This window comes from Rhodoferax sp. U2-2l (assembly GCF_020594515.1).
In the GTDB taxonomy this organism is placed as follows: Bacteria; Pseudomonadota; Gammaproteobacteria; order Burkholderiales; family Burkholderiaceae_C; genus Rhodoferax.
Genome location: NZ_JAJCTH010000002.1, coordinates 316,509 through 333,997, shown reverse-complemented (window position 1 = coordinate 333,997; position 17,489 = coordinate 316,509). Strand labels below are relative to the sequence as shown.

The window sequence follows — 17,489 nt, the reverse complement described above, 5'->3', positions numbered from 1 at the left end:
GCTTGTGCCAGTTGCACCTCAAGCTCCTTGATCTGTTGCTCTGGGGTTAACGGCTTGGGAGTTTTATCGATCGGCATGGCCGCCAATGATGCCGCACGTCCCCATCCTTGGCGACCATGCTTGCGCACCCAGGTCAACACCGTTGAGCGACCTTGTATCCCGTACCGGCTTTGCGCCTCTTTGTAGGTCAACTCGCCTTTTTCCACTTGCTCCACCACCGACAGCTTAAAAGCCAACGTGTAGTCGCGCTGTGTGCGCTTCACTCCTGTATCCATCACACCTGCCCTTTCTTGACGGCAAATGTGTCAACTTCTGGCAGGACGGGTCAGGGTGATCAAAAAAAGGGCACTGCGGTGCCCTTTTTTCATGATCGCTGTGCCGCTCAGGCGGCAGCGACCTGGTCACCGGGCAGCGGTGTCGGGCCAAAGAAACCGCGACGCACCAGCCCGGGGTGGCTGCAGGCCTTGTTGCCCCCGCCACGGCGGGCGAAATCCACCGCGCGTTCGGTATTGGCCAGGGCGCTGGCAGGGGAATCATCGGCCCTGACGGTGGTGAAGCCGCAGCTCACCGTGACGCGGCCAACCTGCGGAAAGTGCGTTTTCTCGACACTGTTCCGAAAACGCTCAAACGCCGACAACACCAGCGCTTCGTCCGGGCAGTGCATCAGCACCCCGAACTGGTCGGCGCCAAAGTGATACAGCCGGTCGTAGGTTCTGAAAGTACTGCTCATGATCCGCGCAACGCGCTGCAGGACATCGTCCACCAAGGCGGGCCCGTGTTTGTCGCGAATCAGGCCACAGTTGTCGATGGACGCCAAGCCCAGCCAGTAGTTGGCAGGCACGCGATGCCGGCGCTCGTGCTCGGCCACAGCGGCCATGTCGGGTACCTTGCCGTCCAGATCTTCGAGGACGGCACTGTAAAACGCGTCATCGAGTGATTTGCGGTTGAGTAGCCCGGTCAGCGGATCACGATCGCTGTACTCCAACAGGCTGTACATGTTGCGGTAAATCTGGCGCAGTGCCTCCACCAGCATCAGGCTGTCGGGGCTGAGGGACGCCTCGGAATGCAACTCCAGCACACCGGCATCTTCCTGTCGGGAATCTGAAAACAAGGGCAACAAGGTGATGCGCGGCCCCTGCGGCCCGGCCCAGGTCACCTCCAGCAGTTGACGGCTCTGCAAACACTTGAAACGGTCAGACGCATCCTCCAGCCTGACCAGCGACTGGAAGTCCACCCGCTGCGGGTCCATCACACGGCCGCCGCCCTTGGCATCGAGCCGGGCCACATCCAGCCAGCGGCCGACACCGTCTTCGCGGACCACACGCGCCACCACGATGCGCTCCAGCGGCAACAGGTCAATCAGCGCTTTGGACAGCGTGAGTTCCAGCAGGTCACGGTCACGGTGATTGGTCAGCTTGACAATGTGTTCGATGAATGTGCTCATAGGCAAATCATAGACGCGAAAGGCAGCCAAGTCACGTCCATGCCCGTAACCGCCAGCGGGTCAGAACGTGTTGGCAGCGGCGTTCAGACTTTGCGTCGCAACGTCACCTGGGCAGCGCTTTTCCAGGAGGCCATGGCTTGCACTTCATCCCCCTGTTGCTGCGCCAATTCCGCCAGGACCTGCCAGGCGCGGGTCAACAAACCGGCATCTTCCAACCGTGGCAACGCCTGACGAATCAGCTGCTGGGCCTTGCCCCACAGTTGCAGGTGCAGGCACGCCACACCGGCCAGATATTGCAGGGCCGCATCACCCGGCGCGGCCTGCTGGGCGCGTTCAATGCGCGACAGCCACGACGTATCGATGGTCACACCCGCGGCCGAAAAGCCGTTCTCCATGATCCGGACCAGCACAATTTTCTGGTCCTGGCTCAAACCCTGTGACGGATTCACCAAACGCTCCCACACCGGCAGCAACCAGTCAAACGCCTGGCTGACGTCACCCCCCAGACGCAACAGGCGGCCCGCAGCGGCAGTAGCCACCTCAGGGACGGTTTTCTCCCCCGATTCCAGCCGCGACCAGATCTGCGCCAACCGCTCGGGCTCCTGGGCCGTCTGGATGTACTCCAGCGCCAGCGCACGCACCAGACTGTGCGCCGCAGCCTCGGAAAACGCCTTGTGTTTGACCAGCAGGCGTGCCGTCTCCAGCGCCAGGTCATGCTGACCCGCCAGCCGGGCCACCTTGAGTCGCAGGCGCAGCGCCACGGTGCGCCGCGCCACGCCGGAGGGCAACTGCGCCAGCCAGCTTAACGCGGCGCCAGGGTCGCGGTCCTCCAGCGACCAGCGCACCGCGCGCAGTTGCAGGCCATCGCGGGTGCCACTGGCGTCCGCAGCGGCGGACTCGGCCAGCGCCTGCTGGAAGTGGGTTTCACGTGCCGCTTTGTCTTGCAACGCCTGAGCACTCTCTGCCGCCAGCAGATGCGCCAGCACGCGCAGGCGGGGGGCGTCGGGCCAGACTTCGCCGCCACGCGTCAAGGCGGCTTCCCGCGCCAGCACCTGTTCAGCCCCCTTGCGGGCACGGATGAACCGGCCAGCCACCAGGTGCGACAGGGCATCCAGCAAGGCCGAATGCATCAGGCGCTCCTGGTATCGCAGCCGCCAGGAGCGCGCCTGCCGCGGGATGGCGAACAGCGCCGACAGGCCTTTCAAGGCCACATGCACCAGCCCGAACATCACGATCAGCACCAGGACCACCAGATTCAGCGACAAATCGACCCGGTACGGCGGCCAGAACACGGTGACCGTGCCGGGGTTGGTGCTGGCAAACAGCGCCAGCGCCACCGCCATGCCGAACAGCCCGAGGAACCACAAGGTCAGTCGCATGGCTTAGCGTCCCGCTGCAGCGGTGGCCAACACCGCCAGCGTGTCATCCACCCGGGGAATCTGCAGCTGCCGCATTTGCAGCTGCACCTGTTGCAGCAGCGCCGTTGCGGTTTTGGTGCTGCGGGCCTGGCTGTCGAAGTACTTGCCCAGCGCGTCCTGCGCCACCAACAGGTCAGCACGCGCCGAGTCGATCTGGCGTGACAACAGCCCCAGGCGCGCATTGAGCAGCTTGAGCTTGAAGTTCTCACGGACAAAAAAAGCCTGCTCGGGTGACAACAAGGCGGCCTCGGGCGACGCCACGCGGCTCACGCGCACCAGATTGCTGGCCTCACCCAGCACCTGTTGCAATGCCTGTTGCCACTGCTCCAGCGGCTTGGCGGCGGTCGTCTGGGGTTTCTCCGCCTTTTTCACGACCGGTCCGACCGCGTTGGCCAGCAGCAGATCGTCGGCCAGGCGCACCAGCTCATCGAGTTTGACCAGCATGGACGGGGTGTCGCTCACAGCTGCCGATTTGACGCGCTCGATGTCGCGCGCCAAGGCCCGCTGCAGCAGCGCCAGCCGGGGTTGGGCGGCGCGCGCCACGCGCTGATCAGCGCTTTTCAGGGCGGCCAGGAGCGGCTCGACGGTCCCGGTCAGCTCCGCCTGCTGCTGTGCCAGCCGCAACGCGGCCTCAATGTCCACCGCCAGGTTTTCATCCCTTGAGCGCGACAGGCTTTGCATCAATTCATCGAGCTGGCCACGCTGCAGGGCGACTTCGCTCAGGCGGGCGTCCAGCACCGCCACGCGGGCCACGGTTTCCTGGGCCAGCGCCAGCGCCTGTTTGGACAAGGCCTGCGCCTCTTGGGATTTGTCCTGGGCCACGGCACTTTGCTGCGCCAGCTGCTGCTGTATGTTGCTGACCTTTTGCCACAACAGGATCGACGCCAGCAACGCGGCCACGGCCACTGCACCCAAGCCCAGCGTCAAGGTGCGCCCGGGCGCAGGGGCCACGGGCACCGCGCTGGCTGGAGCGGTGCCTCCCGCTTCGGGCGTTGCCTGATCGGCAGCCTTGCTCAGGAGGTCGGTTTCGGATTTGTTGACATCGGTCATGCCAACGATTCTATAGAGGCCACCACGTCGCTCAAAGTGGGGCGTGCCTCCACCACGTCAGCAAAGCCCAGCGCACGGGCCGCCTGCGCAATGCGGTCATGGGTTGCCACCGCGCGGGCCTGCGCCCAGCTCTGGTTGGGTAGCAGGGTGGCCAGATGTTGCACCGCCTCGGCGCTGCTGAACAGCCAGACCGAACCATCGGCGGCGGCCTGCGTGGCCAGCGCGCGTTCAGACGCACCCCAAACGGGCGCGCCACGTTGGTAAGCCACCACAAAATCTACCACCGCTCCGGCCTGCCGCAAAGTTTGCGCCAACCATTCCCGCCCGACACCCGGTGTGCCCGGCTCGGCAGGCGCAACAGCCGCAGGGCGGTCACCCTGCGGATCGTCGTCGCGCAGGTCGCCGCGCACGATCAGCACCCGCGCACCGGGGGTGATCTGGCCCTGCACTTGCTGCCAGAGCGCCTCGGAATCAAATTGACCGCTGTCGGCAGCGGGCGAATCAACCTGATAGGCGGGCACACCCTGCGCCAGAACTGCGGCACCGGTTCCTGGCCCGGGCACCCACACCCGGGTGTCGGGCGCGTCCGCCCCGTGGTAGATGCCCGCCAGCGCTGGGTTTGACTTGAAAAAGAAATCCACCGCATGGCTGCTGACAAACATCACCGCAGCGTAATCCGACCAACGCTGCCCCACGGTTTGCAGGACGGACGTGTCGGGCAAGGCGCGGGTTTCCAACAGCGGTAACGCCACCGCTTCACATCGTGGCGACAGGCGTTGCACCCAGTGTGCAGCCTGGGGCTGCACCCGGGTCACGATCACACGCATGGTCAGCCCCCGAGCACCACGGCCTTGTCCAGGTGGGCCAGGCTGCCGCCCTGCGCCAGCACGCCCGCCTTCAGCGCCTCAGCCACGCGCTGGCCCAGAGCGGCCGCGCTGGCCTGGTCGGTGACCGGCCCGGTTGCACTGGCGCGCACCAAGGGCAGTTTGTGATCGATGTCACCCCAGGCGGCGTGGATGGTCAACACGTCGCCCTGCAGCGTGGCGTAGGCGGCCAAGGGCATCGAGCAGCTGCCGCCCATGGCCCGGCTCACCGCACGTTCCGCCGCCACCGCCAGCCAGGTGGGCTGGTGGATCAGGGGTGTGATGGCGGCCGTCACGTCAACGCCGTCGCTGCGCACTTCAATGCCCAGCGCGCCTTGTCCGGCGGCGGGCAACATCACTTCAGGTTCAAAAATATCGCGGATACGCGCTTCGAGTTTCAGGCGCTTGAGGCCAGCGGCGGCCAGCACGATGGCGTCGTACTGACCTTCGTCGAGCTTGCGCAGGCGGGTGTCGAGGTTGCCGCGCAAGGGTTCAATCTTCAGATCGGGGCGCAAGGCGCGCAGCAAGGCCATGCGGCGCAGGCTGGACGTGCCCACCACCGCGCCTTGCGGCAAGGCGGCCAGATTCGCGTAGTTGGGCGAGACAAACGCGTCACGCGGGTCTTCACGCTCCATCACACAGGCCAGGCTGAAGCCTTCGGGCAACTCCATGGGCACGTCTTTGAGCGAATGCACCGCCAGATCGGCGCTGCCGGCCTCCAGCGCCACTTCCAGCTCTTTCACAAACAGGCCCTTGCCGCCGACTTGGCTCAAAGCACGGTCCAGAATCTGGTCACCCAGCGTGGTCATGCCCAAAATACTGACCGAATGACCCATCCGGGTCAGGATGGCTTGCACATGTTCGGCCTGCCACATGGCCAAACGACTTTCTCTGGTGGCGATGGTGAATTTGCTCATAAACGTGTGGCGCGCGGCCGTAACCTTTTCGTAATCTCAATGGAAACGAGAATGCTAGCATGAGTCTTGCTAATACTGAGCACCCTCCGACCTCGAGCCACCATGACCAAAACCCGCCCCACGCGCACCAAAACCAAGCCCGCTAACACCGAACTGCCCCTGATTGAAGACATCCGGCTGCTTGGCCGCATTCTGGGCGACGTGATTCGCCAGCAAGAGGGGGAGGACGCTTATGCGCTGATCGAGCAGATCCGCCAGCTGTCGGTGGCGTTTCGGCGCGATGCCGACCATGAAGCCGACAAAGCCCTGAGCAAGCTGCTGACCTCCCTCAGCGGCGACAAAACCGTGAGTGTGGTGCGCGCCTTCACCTACTTCAGCCACCTGGCCAATCTGGCCGAAGACCGGCACCACATCCGCCGTCGCGCCATGCACCAGCGCATGGGCGATGTGCGCGAAGGCAGCATTGGCAAGACGCTGAAGCGGCTGTCGGAAGGGGGCATCACCCCGCAAGCCATCAGCGACATGCTGGCACACAGTTATGTGTCGCCGGTGCTCACCGCCCACCCGACCGAGGTGCAGCGCAAAAGTATTCTGGACGCCGAGCGCGACATTGCCCGGCTGCTGGCCCAGCGCGATGACATCCTGGCCCAGGCCATCGCCTACCAGGTGCCCAACGACGCGTTGACACCGCGCGAACTGGCTGACAACGAGGCCCAGTTGCACGCCCGCGTGCTGCAGCTGTGGCAAACCCGGCTGCTGCGCTTTTCCAAACTCACCGTGGCCAACGAGGTGGACAACGCGCTCAGCTATTACGAATCCACCTTTTTGCGTGAAATTCCGCGCATCTACGCCTCGCTGGAACAAGCGCTGGGCACCCTGCCCGTGGCCAACTTCCTGCGTATGGGGCAGTGGATTGGTGGCGACCGCGATGGCAACCCCAACGTCAACGCCGACACGCTGACACATGCGTTGAGCCGCCAGGCCGATGTGGCGCTGCGCCACTACCTCACCGAAATCCACCTGCTGGGCGGTGACTTGTCGCAGTCGGCCCTGTTGCTGGACTTCTCGCCCGCCATGCAGGCGCTGGCAGAACACTCGGCCGACACCAGCGAACACCGCAAGGACGAACCCTACCGCCGCGCGCTGATTGGCGTCTACGCCCGCCTGTCAGCCACGCTCAAGATGCTGACCGGCGGCGAAGCGGCGCGCCACGCCGTGCCACCGCAGAACCCGTATCTGAGCGCGCAGGAGCTGCTGGCCGACCTGCGGGTGATAGAAGCTTCGCTGCTGGCACAACACGCCCAGGCGCTGGTGGTAACGCGCCTGCAACCCTTGATGCGTGCCCTCGAAGTGTTTGGTTTTCACCTGGCCACGGTGGACCTGCGGCAAAGCTCCGACCAGCATGAAGCCGTGCTGGCCGAACTGCTGGCCACCGCCCGCGTCAGCCCCGATTACGCCGCACTGGACGAGTCTGAGAAGTGCGAGCTGCTGCTGCGCCTGCTCAACGACGCGCGACCGCTGCGGGTGATGGGGGCCAGCTACTCGGCCCACACCCTGAGCGAAGTAGCCATCTTCGAGGCGGCCAAAACCATGCGCGAGCACTATGGCGCGCAGGCCATCCGGCACTACATCATCAGCCACACCGAAACCGTGAGCGACTTGCTCGAAGTGCTGCTGCTGCAAAAAGAAGTCGGCCTGATGCGCGGCACGCTGGACCAGCGCGCCACCGCCGACCTGATCGTGGTGCCGCTGTTTGAGACCATTGACGACCTGCGCCACGCCGCCCCGATCATGCAGGCTTTCTACGCCCTGCCTGGCATTTTGGCGATGGTGCAGCGCGGCAGCCCAGACCAGTATGGCGAGCAGGACATCATGCTGGGCTACTCCGACAGCAACAAGGACGGCGGCATCTTCACCAGCAACTGGGAGCTGTACCGCGCCGAACTGGCGCTGGTGGAGGTGTTTGACGGCATCAACCGCAACCACCCGACGGCGGGCGACAGCCATTTCATCCAGCTGCGCATGTTCCACGGCCGGGGCGGCACGGTTGGGCGCGGCGGCGGCCCCAGCTTCGAGGCCATCCTGGCGCAGCCCCCGGGCACGGTGCGCGGCCAGATCCGCCTGACTGAACAGGGCGAGGTGATTGGCTCCAAATACGCCAACCCAGAAATCGGCCGCCGCAATCTGGAAACGCTGGTCGCCGCCACCCTGGAAGCCACGCTGCTGCACCCCACGCAGGCCGCCCCGTGCGACTACCTGGAGGCCGCGGACGAGCTGTCGCTGGCCAGCATGGCCGCCTACCGCGCGCTGGTGTACGAGACCCCCGGCTTCACCGACTACTTTTTTGCCGCCACGCCGATCCGCGAAATTGCCGAACTCAACATCGGCTCGCGCCCGGCCTCACGCAAGGCCACGCAAAAGATCGAAGACCTGCGCGCCATTCCCTGGGGCTTCAGCTGGGGCCAGTGCCGCCTGACGCTGCCGGGCTGGTATGGCTTTGGCTCGGCGGTCGAGAAGTTTTTGCACCCACAGGGCGACAAGACTCCGACCAAACTTCACAAACAGCGGCTGGCGCTGCTGCAACACATGGAGCAGGAATGGCCCTTCTTCCGGGCCCTGCTGTCCAACATGGACATGGTGCTGGCCAAGAGCGATCTGGCGCTGGCCACGCGTTACGCCGAGCTGGTGACCGACAAGAAACTGCGCAAGAAGATTTTCACCGCCATCGAGCAGGAATGGCACCGCACCACCCGCGCGCTGGCGCTGATCACCGGTGACGAGCAACGCCTGGCGCACAACGCAGCGCTGCGGCGCTCGATCAGCCACCGCTTTCCGTACATCGACCCGCTGCACCACCTGCAGGTGGAACTGGTGCGCCGTTATCGCGCTGGCCAGACCGACGAACGGATCAAGCGCGGCATCCACATCTCGATCAACGGCATTGCGGCGGGCCTGCGAAATACCGGGTAGCGAGAACCCGCATCGGACCTGCCCGAACCACCCAAGTTGCTGTCATCAAGAGAGCACCAGGTCCGCATCATGAATGGGCCTGGCGCCACACCGCCACCCACCTTGGCGGCAAGGAGATGGACCGCTGAACCGCTTCAGCGCCGCGTGACGACGTGGATCGCTTGCAAAGACAGTAGCGCTGAAAGCACTTCCGGCCTGAAACCTTCGCGTGTGTGGCTCTTGGGGTCTGAACCGTCAAAAATGAGTTTCTTCAGGTAGTCTTCACCTTCCGGATACCCCCAGAAGGCTCTGACGGCTTTGACGATGTGGGGGTGACGTGTACCCACCACACCCAGCGCCACCTCAATTTGGTGATTCAAAGGGAGGTCATGCAAGGGCATCGGCCAGGTGTCCATCTGCCACTCCTCGGGGTCCTCCAAAGGGGGAAACCCCCATGCTTCATTTTTCATGCTGTGACTGTTCTGCGTTGTTTCCAACGATGGGTAATTTTGAGGCGCTGTTGGCCGTGAAGACGAGCGGGTGATTCAACGTGAAGGGTCAACCCATGGCCGCCCCGGGGTGAACAGCAACAAGGACGCCGCACCCCGGTCAAATCAGCTCAGGCGACCGCGCAGCAATCCCCTCAGTGACTGGCGCAACTGCTGGCGGCTTTGCCAGGCATCGGCGCGTCGCGATCACGCCCTGCGGCCTTGAGCCGGGCCTCGTAGTCTTGCCACAATTGGTCCTGCTGCGCGCCCAGAAAGTACAGGTATTCCCAGGTGTACAGGCCCGTGTTGTGGCCGTCCGAGAAGGTGGGCTGCACCGCGTAATTGCCCACCGGCTCCAGCGCGGTCAGGGTCACGTCACGCTTGCCGGTCTGCAGGGTTTCCTGGCCCGGGCCGTGGCCTTGCACTTCGGCTGACGGTGAATACACCCGCAGCAACTCAAACGGGATGCGGAACGTGGCGCCATCCGCGAAGCTGATCTCCAGCAAACGCGACTGGCCATGCACGGTGATGTTTTCCGGGCTGGGGGTGTCTTTGTGCAGACCTGCCATCTGAAATCTCCTTGAGTTCGGTGCGATTCAACGCTCAGACCAGCACGCGCTCGATACCGCCCGCGTTGGCGCGTTGGACGTAATCGGGCATCCAGTTCTCACCCAGAATCTGGCGCGCCATTTCAACCACGATGTAGTCGGCCTCCAGCAAGCCGTTCTGCAGGTCGTTGCCATAACGGCTCAGGCCTTGCAGACAGGCCGGGCACGAGGTCAGCATCTTGATGTTCTGTTGGGGTGTCAGACCGCCCTTGTCGCGCAGCGCCAGCTCGTTGTGGCGAATCTCTTCTTCCTTGCGGAAACGCACCTGGGTCGAGATATCGGGCCGGTTCAGGGCCAGCGTGCCGGACTCGCCGCAGCAGCGCTCGGACTGGATCACGTTGTCACCCAGCAGCGCCTTGACGGTCTTGATCGGCTCCTGCAGCTTCATCGGGCTGTGGCACGGGTCATGGAACAAAAAGCTGCCCGCATCGGCCAGCGTGATGCCTTTCTCCAACAAATACTCGTGGATGTCGATGATGCGGCAGCCGGGGAAGATCTTGTCAAACTCGTAACCCTGCAGCTGGTCATAACAGGTGCCACAGCTCACCACCACCGTTTTGATATCCAGGTAGTTCAGCGTGTTGGCCACCCGGTGGAACAACACGCGGTTGTCGGTGATCATCTTCTCGGCTTTGTCAAACTGGCCGCTGCCGCGCTGCGGGTAACCGCAGCACAAATAACCCGGCGGCAGCACGGTTTGCACCCCGGCGTGCCACAACATGGCTTGGGTGGCCAGGCCGACCTGGCTGAACAAGCGCTCGGAGCCGCAGCCGGGGAAATAAAACACCGCTTCGGTCTCGGCGGTGGTGGTGCCGGGATCACGGATGATCGGCACGTAGTCTTTGTCTTCGATGTCGAGCAAGGCGCGGGCAGTGCGTTTGGGCAGGCCGCCGGGCAGTTTCTTGTTGACGAAGTGGATGATCTGCTCTTTGATCGGCGCGGCGCCCAGCGTGGCCGGGGGCGCCTGCGTTTGTTTGCGCGCCACCAGTTTGAGCACGTCAGCCGCCAAGCGCTGCGCCGGAATGGCCAGTTTGGTCATCGCGGCGCGCGCCAGTTTGATGGTCTCGGGGTTAGTGGCGTTGAGCATGAACATGGCCGCGGCACCCGCCGGGCGGAAGGTCTTTTTGCCCATCTTGCGCAGCAGGTTGCGCATGTTCATCGACACGTCGCCAAAGTCGATCTTCACCGGACAGGGGCTCAGACACTTGTGGCACACCGTGCAATGGTCGGCCACGTCTTCAAATTCCTGCCAGTGTTTGATGCTGACGCCACGGCGGGTTTGTTCTTCGTACAAAAACGCTTCGACCAGCAGCGAGGTCGCCAAAATCTTGTTGCGTGGGCTGTACAGCAAATTGGCGCGCGGCACATGGGTGGCGCACACCGGTTTGCATTTGCCGCAGCGCAGGCAGTCTTTGACGCTGTCGGCAATCGCGCCAATATCTGACTGCTGCATGATCAGCGACTCGTGCCCCATCAGGCCAAAGCTCGGGGTGTAGGCGTTGGTCAGGTCGGCGTGGAGCCAGCCTGCGCTGTCGTGATCGCTGCTGGTTTGGCCCCCTGGCCCACCAGCAGACGCGGGGGGTGAGGGCTGGCGCAGCAACTTGCCTTTGTTGAAACGCCCCTGCGGGTCGACCTTGGCCTTGTAGTCGATGAACGGCTGCAGCTCCGCATCGCTCAAAAACTCCAGCTTGGTGATGCCAATGCCGTGTTCACCCGAGATCACGCCGTCCAGGCTGCGCGCCAGCAGCATGATGCGTTTGACCGCGCCGTGGGCGGCTTGCAGCATGGCGTAGTCGTCGCTGTTAACGGGAATATTTGTGTGCACATTGCCGTCACCGGCGTGCATGTGCAGCGCGACCCAGACGCGGCCTTTGAGCACGCGCTGGTGGATGGCGTTGCATTCTTTGAGGATCGGCTCGAAGGCCTGGCCGCTGAAAATTTGCTGCAACGGCTGGCGGATCTGCGTCTTCCAGCTGGCCCGCAGCGAATGGTCTTGCAGCTGGCCAAACAGCGGCACCACATCACGCAGCCAGCCCGCCCACAACGCGCGCACCTCGGCCAGCAACGCTTGGGCCTGGGCCACGCGGTCTTCCAGCAGCTCGGCGGGGGAAATATCGCCCGCGTCGTCCTGGCGGCCCAGCGGCAGGTTGCCCTGGTTGAAGAACGCATCCAGCGCGTCAAGGAGCGCCAGCTTGTTCTGCAGGCTGAGTTCGATGTTGATGCGCTCAATGCCGTCGGTGTACTCGGCCATGCGCGGCAGCGGAATCACCACGTCTTCGTTGATCTTGAAGGCGTTGGTGTGTTTGGAAATCGCGGCGGTGCGTTTGCGGTCCAGCCAGAATTTTTTGCGCGCTTCCGGGCTGATGGCAATGAAGCCTTCACCGCTGCGGGAGTTGGCAATGCGCACCACCTCGCTGGTGACCCGCGCCACGTCGTCGGCGTTGTCGCCCGCGATGTCGCCAAACAGCACCATTTTGGGCACCGTGCTGCTGGAGCCATTGGCCTGTGCGCCTTTTTTCGACTTGGTGGCGTAACCCACCGCTTTCAGATACCGGTCATCCAGATGCTCCAGCCCGGCCAGAACAACCCCCGAGCGCTTTTGCTCGGCAAACATGAAGTCCTTGATCTCGACGATGCTCGGCACCGCATCTTTGGCGTTGCCAAAAAACTCCAGGCACACGGTGCGGGTGTGCGCAGGCATCTTGTGCACCACCCAGCGCGCGCTGGTGATCAGGCCGTCGCAGCCTTCTTTCTGGATGCCGGGCAGACCGCTCAGGAACTTGTCGGTCACATCCTTGCCCAGACCTTCCTTGCGGAAGGTCTTGCCGGGAATATCCAGGCGCTCGGTGCGCAGCTTGGTTTTGCCGTCGGCCTTGAAATACTGCAGCTCAAAACTGGCCACCTCCACGTCATGGATTTTGCCCATGTTGTGGTTGATGCGGGTCACCTCCAGCCACTCGGCCTGCGGTGTCACCATGCGCCAGCTGGCCAGGTTGTCCAGCGCGGTGCCCCATAACACGGCCTTTTTGCCGCCTGCGTTCATGGCGATGTTGCCGCCGATGCACGACGCCTCCGACGAGGTCGGGTCCACCGCAAACACGTAACCGGCGCGCTCGGCGGCGTGTGCCACGCGGTTGGTCACCACACCGGCTTCGCTCCAGACCGTGGCGACTTCATGGTCCAGACCGGGCAATCTGACCATTTCGACCTCGGTCATGGCCTCCAACTTTTCGGTGTTGATGACCACACTCTTCCAAGTCAGCGGAATCGCGCCGCCGGTATAACCGGTGCCGCCGCCACGCGGGATGATGGTCAGGCCCAGTTCAATGCAGCCCTGCACCAGCAGTGCCATCTCGGCTTCAGTATCCGGGGTGAGCACCACAAACGGGTATTCCACGCGCCAATCGGTCGCATCCGTGACATGGCTGACGCGCGACAAGCCGTCAAACTTGATGTTGTCTTTGGCAGTGAGCTTGACCAGCAGGCGCTGCGCCTTGCGCCGCAACGTGGCGGTTTCCACAAAGTTGTCGTCAAAAGCGCGCACGGCTTTGGCCGCTGATGCCAGCAGCTGGCCGACCAGCGCGTCACGCTCGGGGTCGGAATCGGGGTCGCGGCGTTTTTCAATTTCAGACAGGCGGTGCTGCAAGGCTTGCACCAGCAGCACGCGGCGCTTGGGGTTGTCCAGCAGGTCGTCCTGCAGATACGGGTTGCGCTGCACCACCCAGATATCACCCAGCACCTCGTACAACATGCGGGCCGATCGGCCGGTGCGGCGCTCCTCGCGCAAGCGGTTCAACCAGTCCCAGGCTGGGGCGCCCAGCAGCCGAATGACGATTTCGCGGTCAGAAAACGAGGTGTAGTTGTACGGAATCTCGCGGATGCGCTGTGGCTCGTGCGGCGCAACAACGCCTTCAGGCAACAACGACTGGAGCGGGGTGGGAGCGTTCATGGGTGATGTGATGGCCGCCAAAACGGCGATGTGACGCCCTGTGAAAAGGCGCATTCTGGCTGGGTAGGCGATGTTACCGCAGCGCCGCATCGCCCTACTGCGGGCGTGGGGGGGGGACGAGTCGGCGGCGACCCCACCGCAACCCTGATGGAAACCCTGATGCCCGTCGGAGCCAAATCTGCGTTTAATCCATGCCAACGCTGAGTGCCATCTGGTTGTCACGGTTTTTTCACACACTTTAAATATGCTGCCCGGTTTTACCTTCAGGAGAAACACATGAAATTGAAAATGGTGACGGTGGCCCTGGCCGCCATGTCGGCCCTGTCAGCCCAAGCGGTGACCGAAGTGCAGTGGTGGCACTCAATGACCGCGGTGAACGGCGAATGGGTCAACGATCTGGCCAAGGGCTTCAACGCCAGCCAGACCGACTTTAAGATTGTGCCCACCTACAAAGGCTCTTACGACGAGTCGATGACCGCTGCCGTGGCGGCGTTTCGCGCGGGCAACGCGCCGCACATCTTGCAAGTCTTTGAAGTGGGCACCGCCACCATGATGGCCAGCAAGGGCGCCATCGTGCCGGTGGCCAAGGTGATGAAAGACGCCGGGCAGAAGTTTGACCCCAAGGCCTATATTTCGGCGGTGGGCGGCTACTACACCGCGCCCAATGGCGAGATGCTGAGCATGCCGTTCAACAGCTCCACCACCGTGTTCTACATCAACAAGGACGCCTTCAAAGCCGCCGGCCTGGACACCAACAAAGCCCCGAGCAGCTGGCCTGAAGTGGCGCTGGCCGCCGCCAAGCTCAAAGCCAGCGGCCACAAATGTCCGCTGACCATCGCCTGGCAAGGCTGGACGCAGCTGGAAAGTTTCTCAGCCTGGCACAACGTGGAATTTGCCACCAAGTCCAACGGTCTGGCCGGACTGGACGCGCGCATGAAGATCAATTCACCGCTGCATGTGCGCCACATCGAGAACCTGTCCAACATGGCCAAACAAGGCCTGTTTGTGTACAAAGGCCGCGCCAACGTGCCCGAGGCCACGTTTATCTCGGGCGAGTGCGCCATGATCACCACCTCGGCGGGTTTTTACGGCAACGTGAAGAAAAACGCCAAGTTTGCCTACGCGCTGGCGCCCCTGCCCTACTACCCGGACGTGCCCGGCGCACCGCAGAACACCGTGATCGGCGGCGCCAGCCTGTGGGTCATGGCGGGCAAGAAACCAGAAGAGTACAAGGGTGTCGCCCAATTCTTCAACTACATCTCCAGCCCCGAAGTTCAGTCCGAGAGCCACAAACGCACCGGCTACCTGCCGATCACCACGGCGGCGTTTGAGCTGACCGAAAAGTCCGGCTTTTACCAGCAAAACCCCGGCACCGATGTGGCGGTGAACCAGATGATCCGCAAGGTGACCGACAAATCGCGCGGCATCCGTCTGGGCAACTATGTGCAGATCCGCACCATCGAGGACGAAGAGCTGGAGCAAGTCTGGGGTGGCAAAAAGACGGCCAAAGAGGCACTGGATTCGATCGTGACGCGCGGCAATGTGCTGCTGGAGCGGTTTGAGAAAGCCAACCAAGGCAAATGAGGGCAACCGCAATGACCAGCGCACCCAGTGCTTGCCATTGCGGACATGGCGGACCTGTCCTGGCTAACGCTGCTTGGCGACAACCTGGACGTGGTCAGCAGGGCATTTTGACGGCGATACTTGTGGTTTTTCTCCACTGAGCTCCCCCATGGAAAAGCGTGTCTTTTTTCGCTCACGCTGGCTGCCCTGGGTGCTGATTGCACCCCAGGTGACGGTGATCACGCTGTTTTTTTTCTGGCCAGCCGCGCAGGCACTGCTGCAGTCGGTGCAGCAGTCGGACGCCTTTGGCACCTCGGTCGAGTTTGTCGGGCTGGAAAATTTCCGCAACTTGTGGAACGACGACACCTACCTGGCCTCGTTCTACACCACTGCGATCTTTTCCAGCCTGGTGGCGGTGCTAGGCATCAGCATCTCTTTGCTGCTGGCGGTGTTTGCCGACCGCATTGTCAAGGGGGCCCTGGCCTACAAAACCCTGTTGATCTGGCCTTACGCCGTCGCGCCTGCGGTGGCCGGGGTGTTGTGGCTGTTCATGTTTGCGCCCAGCGTGGGGGTGGTGTCGTACTGGCTGCGGGTGCTGGGGGTGGACTGGAACCACCTGCTCAACAGCCAGCACGCCATGGCGCTGGTGGTGATGGCGGCGGTGTGGAAGCAGATCTCTTACAACTTCCTGTTTTTTCTGGCGGGCTTGCAGAGCATTCCCAAATCGCTGATTGAGGCGGCGGCCATCGATGGCGCCCGACCGTGGCGGCGTTTCTGGACGATTGTTTTTCCGCTGTTGTCTCCCACCACCTTTTTCCTGCTGGTGATCAACATCGTCTACGCGTTTTTTGACACCTTTGCCATCATCGACGCCGCCACACAAGGCGGCCCGGGCAAAGAGACCGCGATCCTGGTCTACAAGGTGTACTTTGACGGTTTCAAGGCGATGGACCTGGGCGGCTCGGCGGCGCAATCGGTGGTGCTGATGGTGATCGTGGTGGCGCTCACGGTAGTGCAGTTTCGATTTGTCGAGAAAAAGGTGAATTACTAACTCATGACCAACTTGAAATCGACCCAACAACAGCTAGCGGCGTGCGTCGGGTGTCTGACGCAGCGTGGACTTGGGGTTTTGCCAAATCAAGCCGGGGGACATTCGCGGAGTCGGATGCCTAACGCGCGCTGCGGGTCAAAGCTGGTTGCCCGGACATCACGCGCGGTTCCTTCACTTCAAGGTCATTGCATAAATGGTTGAACGCCGCCCGTTCTTGAGCTTTCTGTCGCACGCCGTGCTAGTGCTGGGTGTGTTGGTGGTGGCGTTTCCACTGTATTTGACGTTTGTGGCATCCACCCAGACGTCGCAGGCGATTGTGCAAACGCCCATGCCGCTGTTGCCCGGCGAGCACCTGATCGACAACTACACCACCGCGTTGCAAGGCACGGGTGGCGGTTCAGGCTCAAAGGCGCCGGTGGCGCGGATGATGACGGTCAGCCTGATTTCGGCGCTGATCATCTCCGTCGGCAAAATCGCCATCTCGCTGCTGTCGGCGTTTGCCATTGTGTATTTCCGCTTTCCGTTTCGCATGTTTTTCTTCTGGGCGATTTTCATCACCTTGATGCTGCCGGTGGAGGTGCGCATCGGCCCAACCTACAAAGTGGTGTCCGACTTGGGCATGCTCAACAGTTATGCCGGGTTGACGATTCCGCTGATTGCCTCGGCCACGGCCACGTTTTTGTTCCGGCAGTTCTTTCTGACCGTCCCCGAGGAACTGGTGGAAGCAGCGCGCATCGACGGCGCCGGGCCGATGCGCTTTTTTTGGGACGTGCTGGTGCCGCTGTCCAAAACCTCGATTGCGGCGCTGTTTGTCATCCAGTTCATCTATGGCTGGAACCAATACCTGTGGCCGCTGCTTGTGACCACCAGCGAAGACATGTACCCGGTGGTGATCGGCATCAAACGCATGATCTCCGGTGGAGACTCTGAAATGCAGTGGAACATCGTCATGGCGACCGCCATTCTGGCCATGCTGCCGCCCGCGCTGGTGGTGATGCTGATGCAGAAATGGTTTGTCAAAGGCCTCGTGGACACTGAAAAGTGAAGCCCGCCCTCATCAGTGCCAGCATCGCCGGGAGCGGCCACAGTCCGGCGCGCTCATGCTGCCAAATGCGCAAAAATCGCGCGCCAGCCTGTGGCCACTCCCGGCTCAACACTCTTTTTTACTGAGCAGCCAGCTCACGTTTTA

General features: G+C 62.7%; 13 protein-coding genes. 4 read left to right on the top strand and 9 right to left on the bottom strand.

From position 1 onward, the window contains the following. From LHU53_RS03225 to hemC, 6 genes are all read right to left on the bottom strand, one after another. The coding region (locus LHU53_RS03225) for a helix-turn-helix domain-containing protein (RefSeq protein WP_370632207.1) at positions 1-275 on the bottom strand (275 nt) is incomplete at its 3' end. Between the two features lie 107 nt (positions 276-382). Beyond that, entirely contained in the window at positions 383-1,444 is a 1,062-nt protein-coding gene (locus tag LHU53_RS03220; RefSeq protein WP_227330634.1) for a GGDEF domain-containing protein, read from the bottom strand. Between the two features lie 83 nt (positions 1,445-1,527). After that, positions 1,528-2,823: a heme biosynthesis HemY N-terminal domain-containing protein gene (locus LHU53_RS03215; protein WP_227330633.1), complete on the bottom strand. Its 1,296-nt coding sequence runs from the start codon at positions 2,821-2,823 to the stop codon at positions 1,528-1,530. Between the two features lie 3 nt (positions 2,824-2,826). Next, entirely contained in the window at positions 2,827-3,912 is a 1,086-nt protein-coding gene (locus LHU53_RS03210; RefSeq protein WP_227330632.1) for a uroporphyrinogen-III C-methyltransferase, read from the bottom strand. Then, a complete protein-coding gene (locus tag LHU53_RS03205) occupies positions 3,909-4,739 on the bottom strand; it encodes a uroporphyrinogen-III synthase (protein WP_227330631.1) in 831 nt (276 codons plus the stop codon). The genes LHU53_RS03210 and LHU53_RS03205 overlap by 4 nt, the downstream gene beginning before the upstream one ends. Positions 4,740-4,741: 2 nt before the next feature. Beyond that, entirely contained in the window at positions 4,742-5,692 is a 951-nt protein-coding gene (hemC, locus tag LHU53_RS03200) for a hydroxymethylbilane synthase (protein WP_227330630.1), read from the bottom strand. A 102-nt stretch (positions 5,693-5,794) separates the two neighbouring features. On the opposite strand from hemC, the gene ppc reads away from it, so the two are divergent. Beyond that, complete coding sequence (ppc, locus tag LHU53_RS03195; protein WP_227330629.1) at positions 5,795-8,662, top strand: phosphoenolpyruvate carboxylase; 2,868 nt, start codon at positions 5,795-5,797, stop codon at positions 8,660-8,662. 134 nt (positions 8,663-8,796) lie between these two features. On the opposite strand, the gene LHU53_RS03190 is transcribed toward ppc, so the two are convergent. From LHU53_RS03190 to LHU53_RS03180, 3 genes are all read right to left on the bottom strand, one after another. Then, positions 8,797-9,111 carry a hypothetical protein gene (locus LHU53_RS03190; RefSeq protein WP_227330628.1) on the bottom strand — a complete coding sequence of 105 codons (315 nt, stop codon included), beginning with the start codon at positions 9,109-9,111 and terminating at the stop codon, positions 8,797-8,799. A gap of 173 nt (positions 9,112-9,284) precedes the next feature. Continuing rightward, a complete protein-coding gene (locus tag LHU53_RS03185) occupies positions 9,285-9,698 on the bottom strand; it encodes a gamma-butyrobetaine hydroxylase-like domain-containing protein (RefSeq protein ID WP_227330627.1) in 414 nt (137 codons plus the stop codon). 34 nt (positions 9,699-9,732) lie between these two features. Beyond that, complete coding sequence (locus tag LHU53_RS03180; RefSeq protein ID WP_227330626.1) at positions 9,733-13,686, bottom strand: DUF3683 domain-containing protein; 3,954 nt, start codon at positions 13,684-13,686, stop codon at positions 9,733-9,735. Between the two features lie 276 nt (positions 13,687-13,962). On the opposite strand from LHU53_RS03180, the gene ugpB reads away from it, so the two are divergent. The 3 genes from ugpB to ugpE all read left to right on the top strand — a co-directional run bounded on the left by ugpB (position 13,963) and on the right by ugpE (position 17,345). Further along, the gene (ugpB, locus tag LHU53_RS03175; RefSeq protein ID WP_227330625.1) at positions 13,963-15,270 is read left to right on the top strand and encodes a sn-glycerol-3-phosphate ABC transporter substrate-binding protein UgpB; all 1,308 of its coding nucleotides are present in this window, start codon (positions 13,963-13,965) and stop codon (positions 15,268-15,270) included. Between the two features lie 148 nt (positions 15,271-15,418). Beyond that, positions 15,419-16,300: a sn-glycerol-3-phosphate ABC transporter permease UgpA gene (gene ugpA / locus LHU53_RS03170; protein ID WP_227330624.1), complete on the top strand. Its 882-nt coding sequence runs from the start codon at positions 15,419-15,421 to the stop codon at positions 16,298-16,300. 193 nt (positions 16,301-16,493) lie between these two features. Next, on the top strand, positions 16,494-17,345 hold the full coding sequence (gene ugpE / locus LHU53_RS03165) for a sn-glycerol-3-phosphate ABC transporter permease UgpE (RefSeq protein WP_227330623.1): 852 nt from the start codon (positions 16,494-16,496) through the stop codon (positions 17,343-17,345). Positions 17,346-17,489: the final 144 nt, after the last annotated feature.

Excerpts from the sequence above, each read along its gene's own strand:
- LHU53_RS03190 (WP_227330628.1), bottom strand. The coding sequence starts at position 9,111 with ATGAAAAATGAAGCATGGGGGTTTCCCCCTTTGGAGGACCCCGAGGAG.
- LHU53_RS03220 (WP_227330634.1), bottom strand. The coding sequence starts at position 1,444 with ATGAGCACATTCATCGAACACATTGTCAAGCTGACCAATCACCGTGAC.
- ugpA (WP_227330624.1), top strand. The coding sequence starts at position 15,419 with ATGGAAAAGCGTGTCTTTTTTCGCTCACGCTGGCTGCCCTGGGTGCTG.
- LHU53_RS03215 (WP_227330633.1), bottom strand. The coding sequence starts at position 2,823 with ATGCGACTGACCTTGTGGTTCCTCGGGCTGTTCGGCATGGCGGTGGCG.
- LHU53_RS03210 (WP_227330632.1), bottom strand. The coding sequence starts at position 3,912 with ATGACCGATGTCAACAAATCCGAAACCGACCTCCTGAGCAAGGCTGCC.
- ugpB (WP_227330625.1), top strand. The coding sequence starts at position 13,963 with ATGAAATTGAAAATGGTGACGGTGGCCCTGGCCGCCATGTCGGCCCTG.
- ugpE (WP_227330623.1), top strand. The coding sequence starts at position 16,494 with ATGGTTGAACGCCGCCCGTTCTTGAGCTTTCTGTCGCACGCCGTGCTA.
- ppc (WP_227330629.1), top strand. The coding sequence starts at position 5,795 with ATGACCAAAACCCGCCCCACGCGCACCAAAACCAAGCCCGCTAACACC.
- LHU53_RS03205 (WP_227330631.1), bottom strand. The coding sequence starts at position 4,739 with ATGCGTGTGATCGTGACCCGGGTGCAGCCCCAGGCTGCACACTGGGTG.
- hemC (WP_227330630.1), bottom strand. The coding sequence starts at position 5,692 with ATGAGCAAATTCACCATCGCCACCAGAGAAAGTCGTTTGGCCATGTGG.
- LHU53_RS03180 (WP_227330626.1), bottom strand. The coding sequence starts at position 13,686 with ATGAACGCTCCCACCCCGCTCCAGTCGTTGTTGCCTGAAGGCGTTGTT.
- LHU53_RS03185 (WP_227330627.1), bottom strand. The coding sequence starts at position 9,698 with ATGGCAGGTCTGCACAAAGACACCCCCAGCCCGGAAAACATCACCGTG.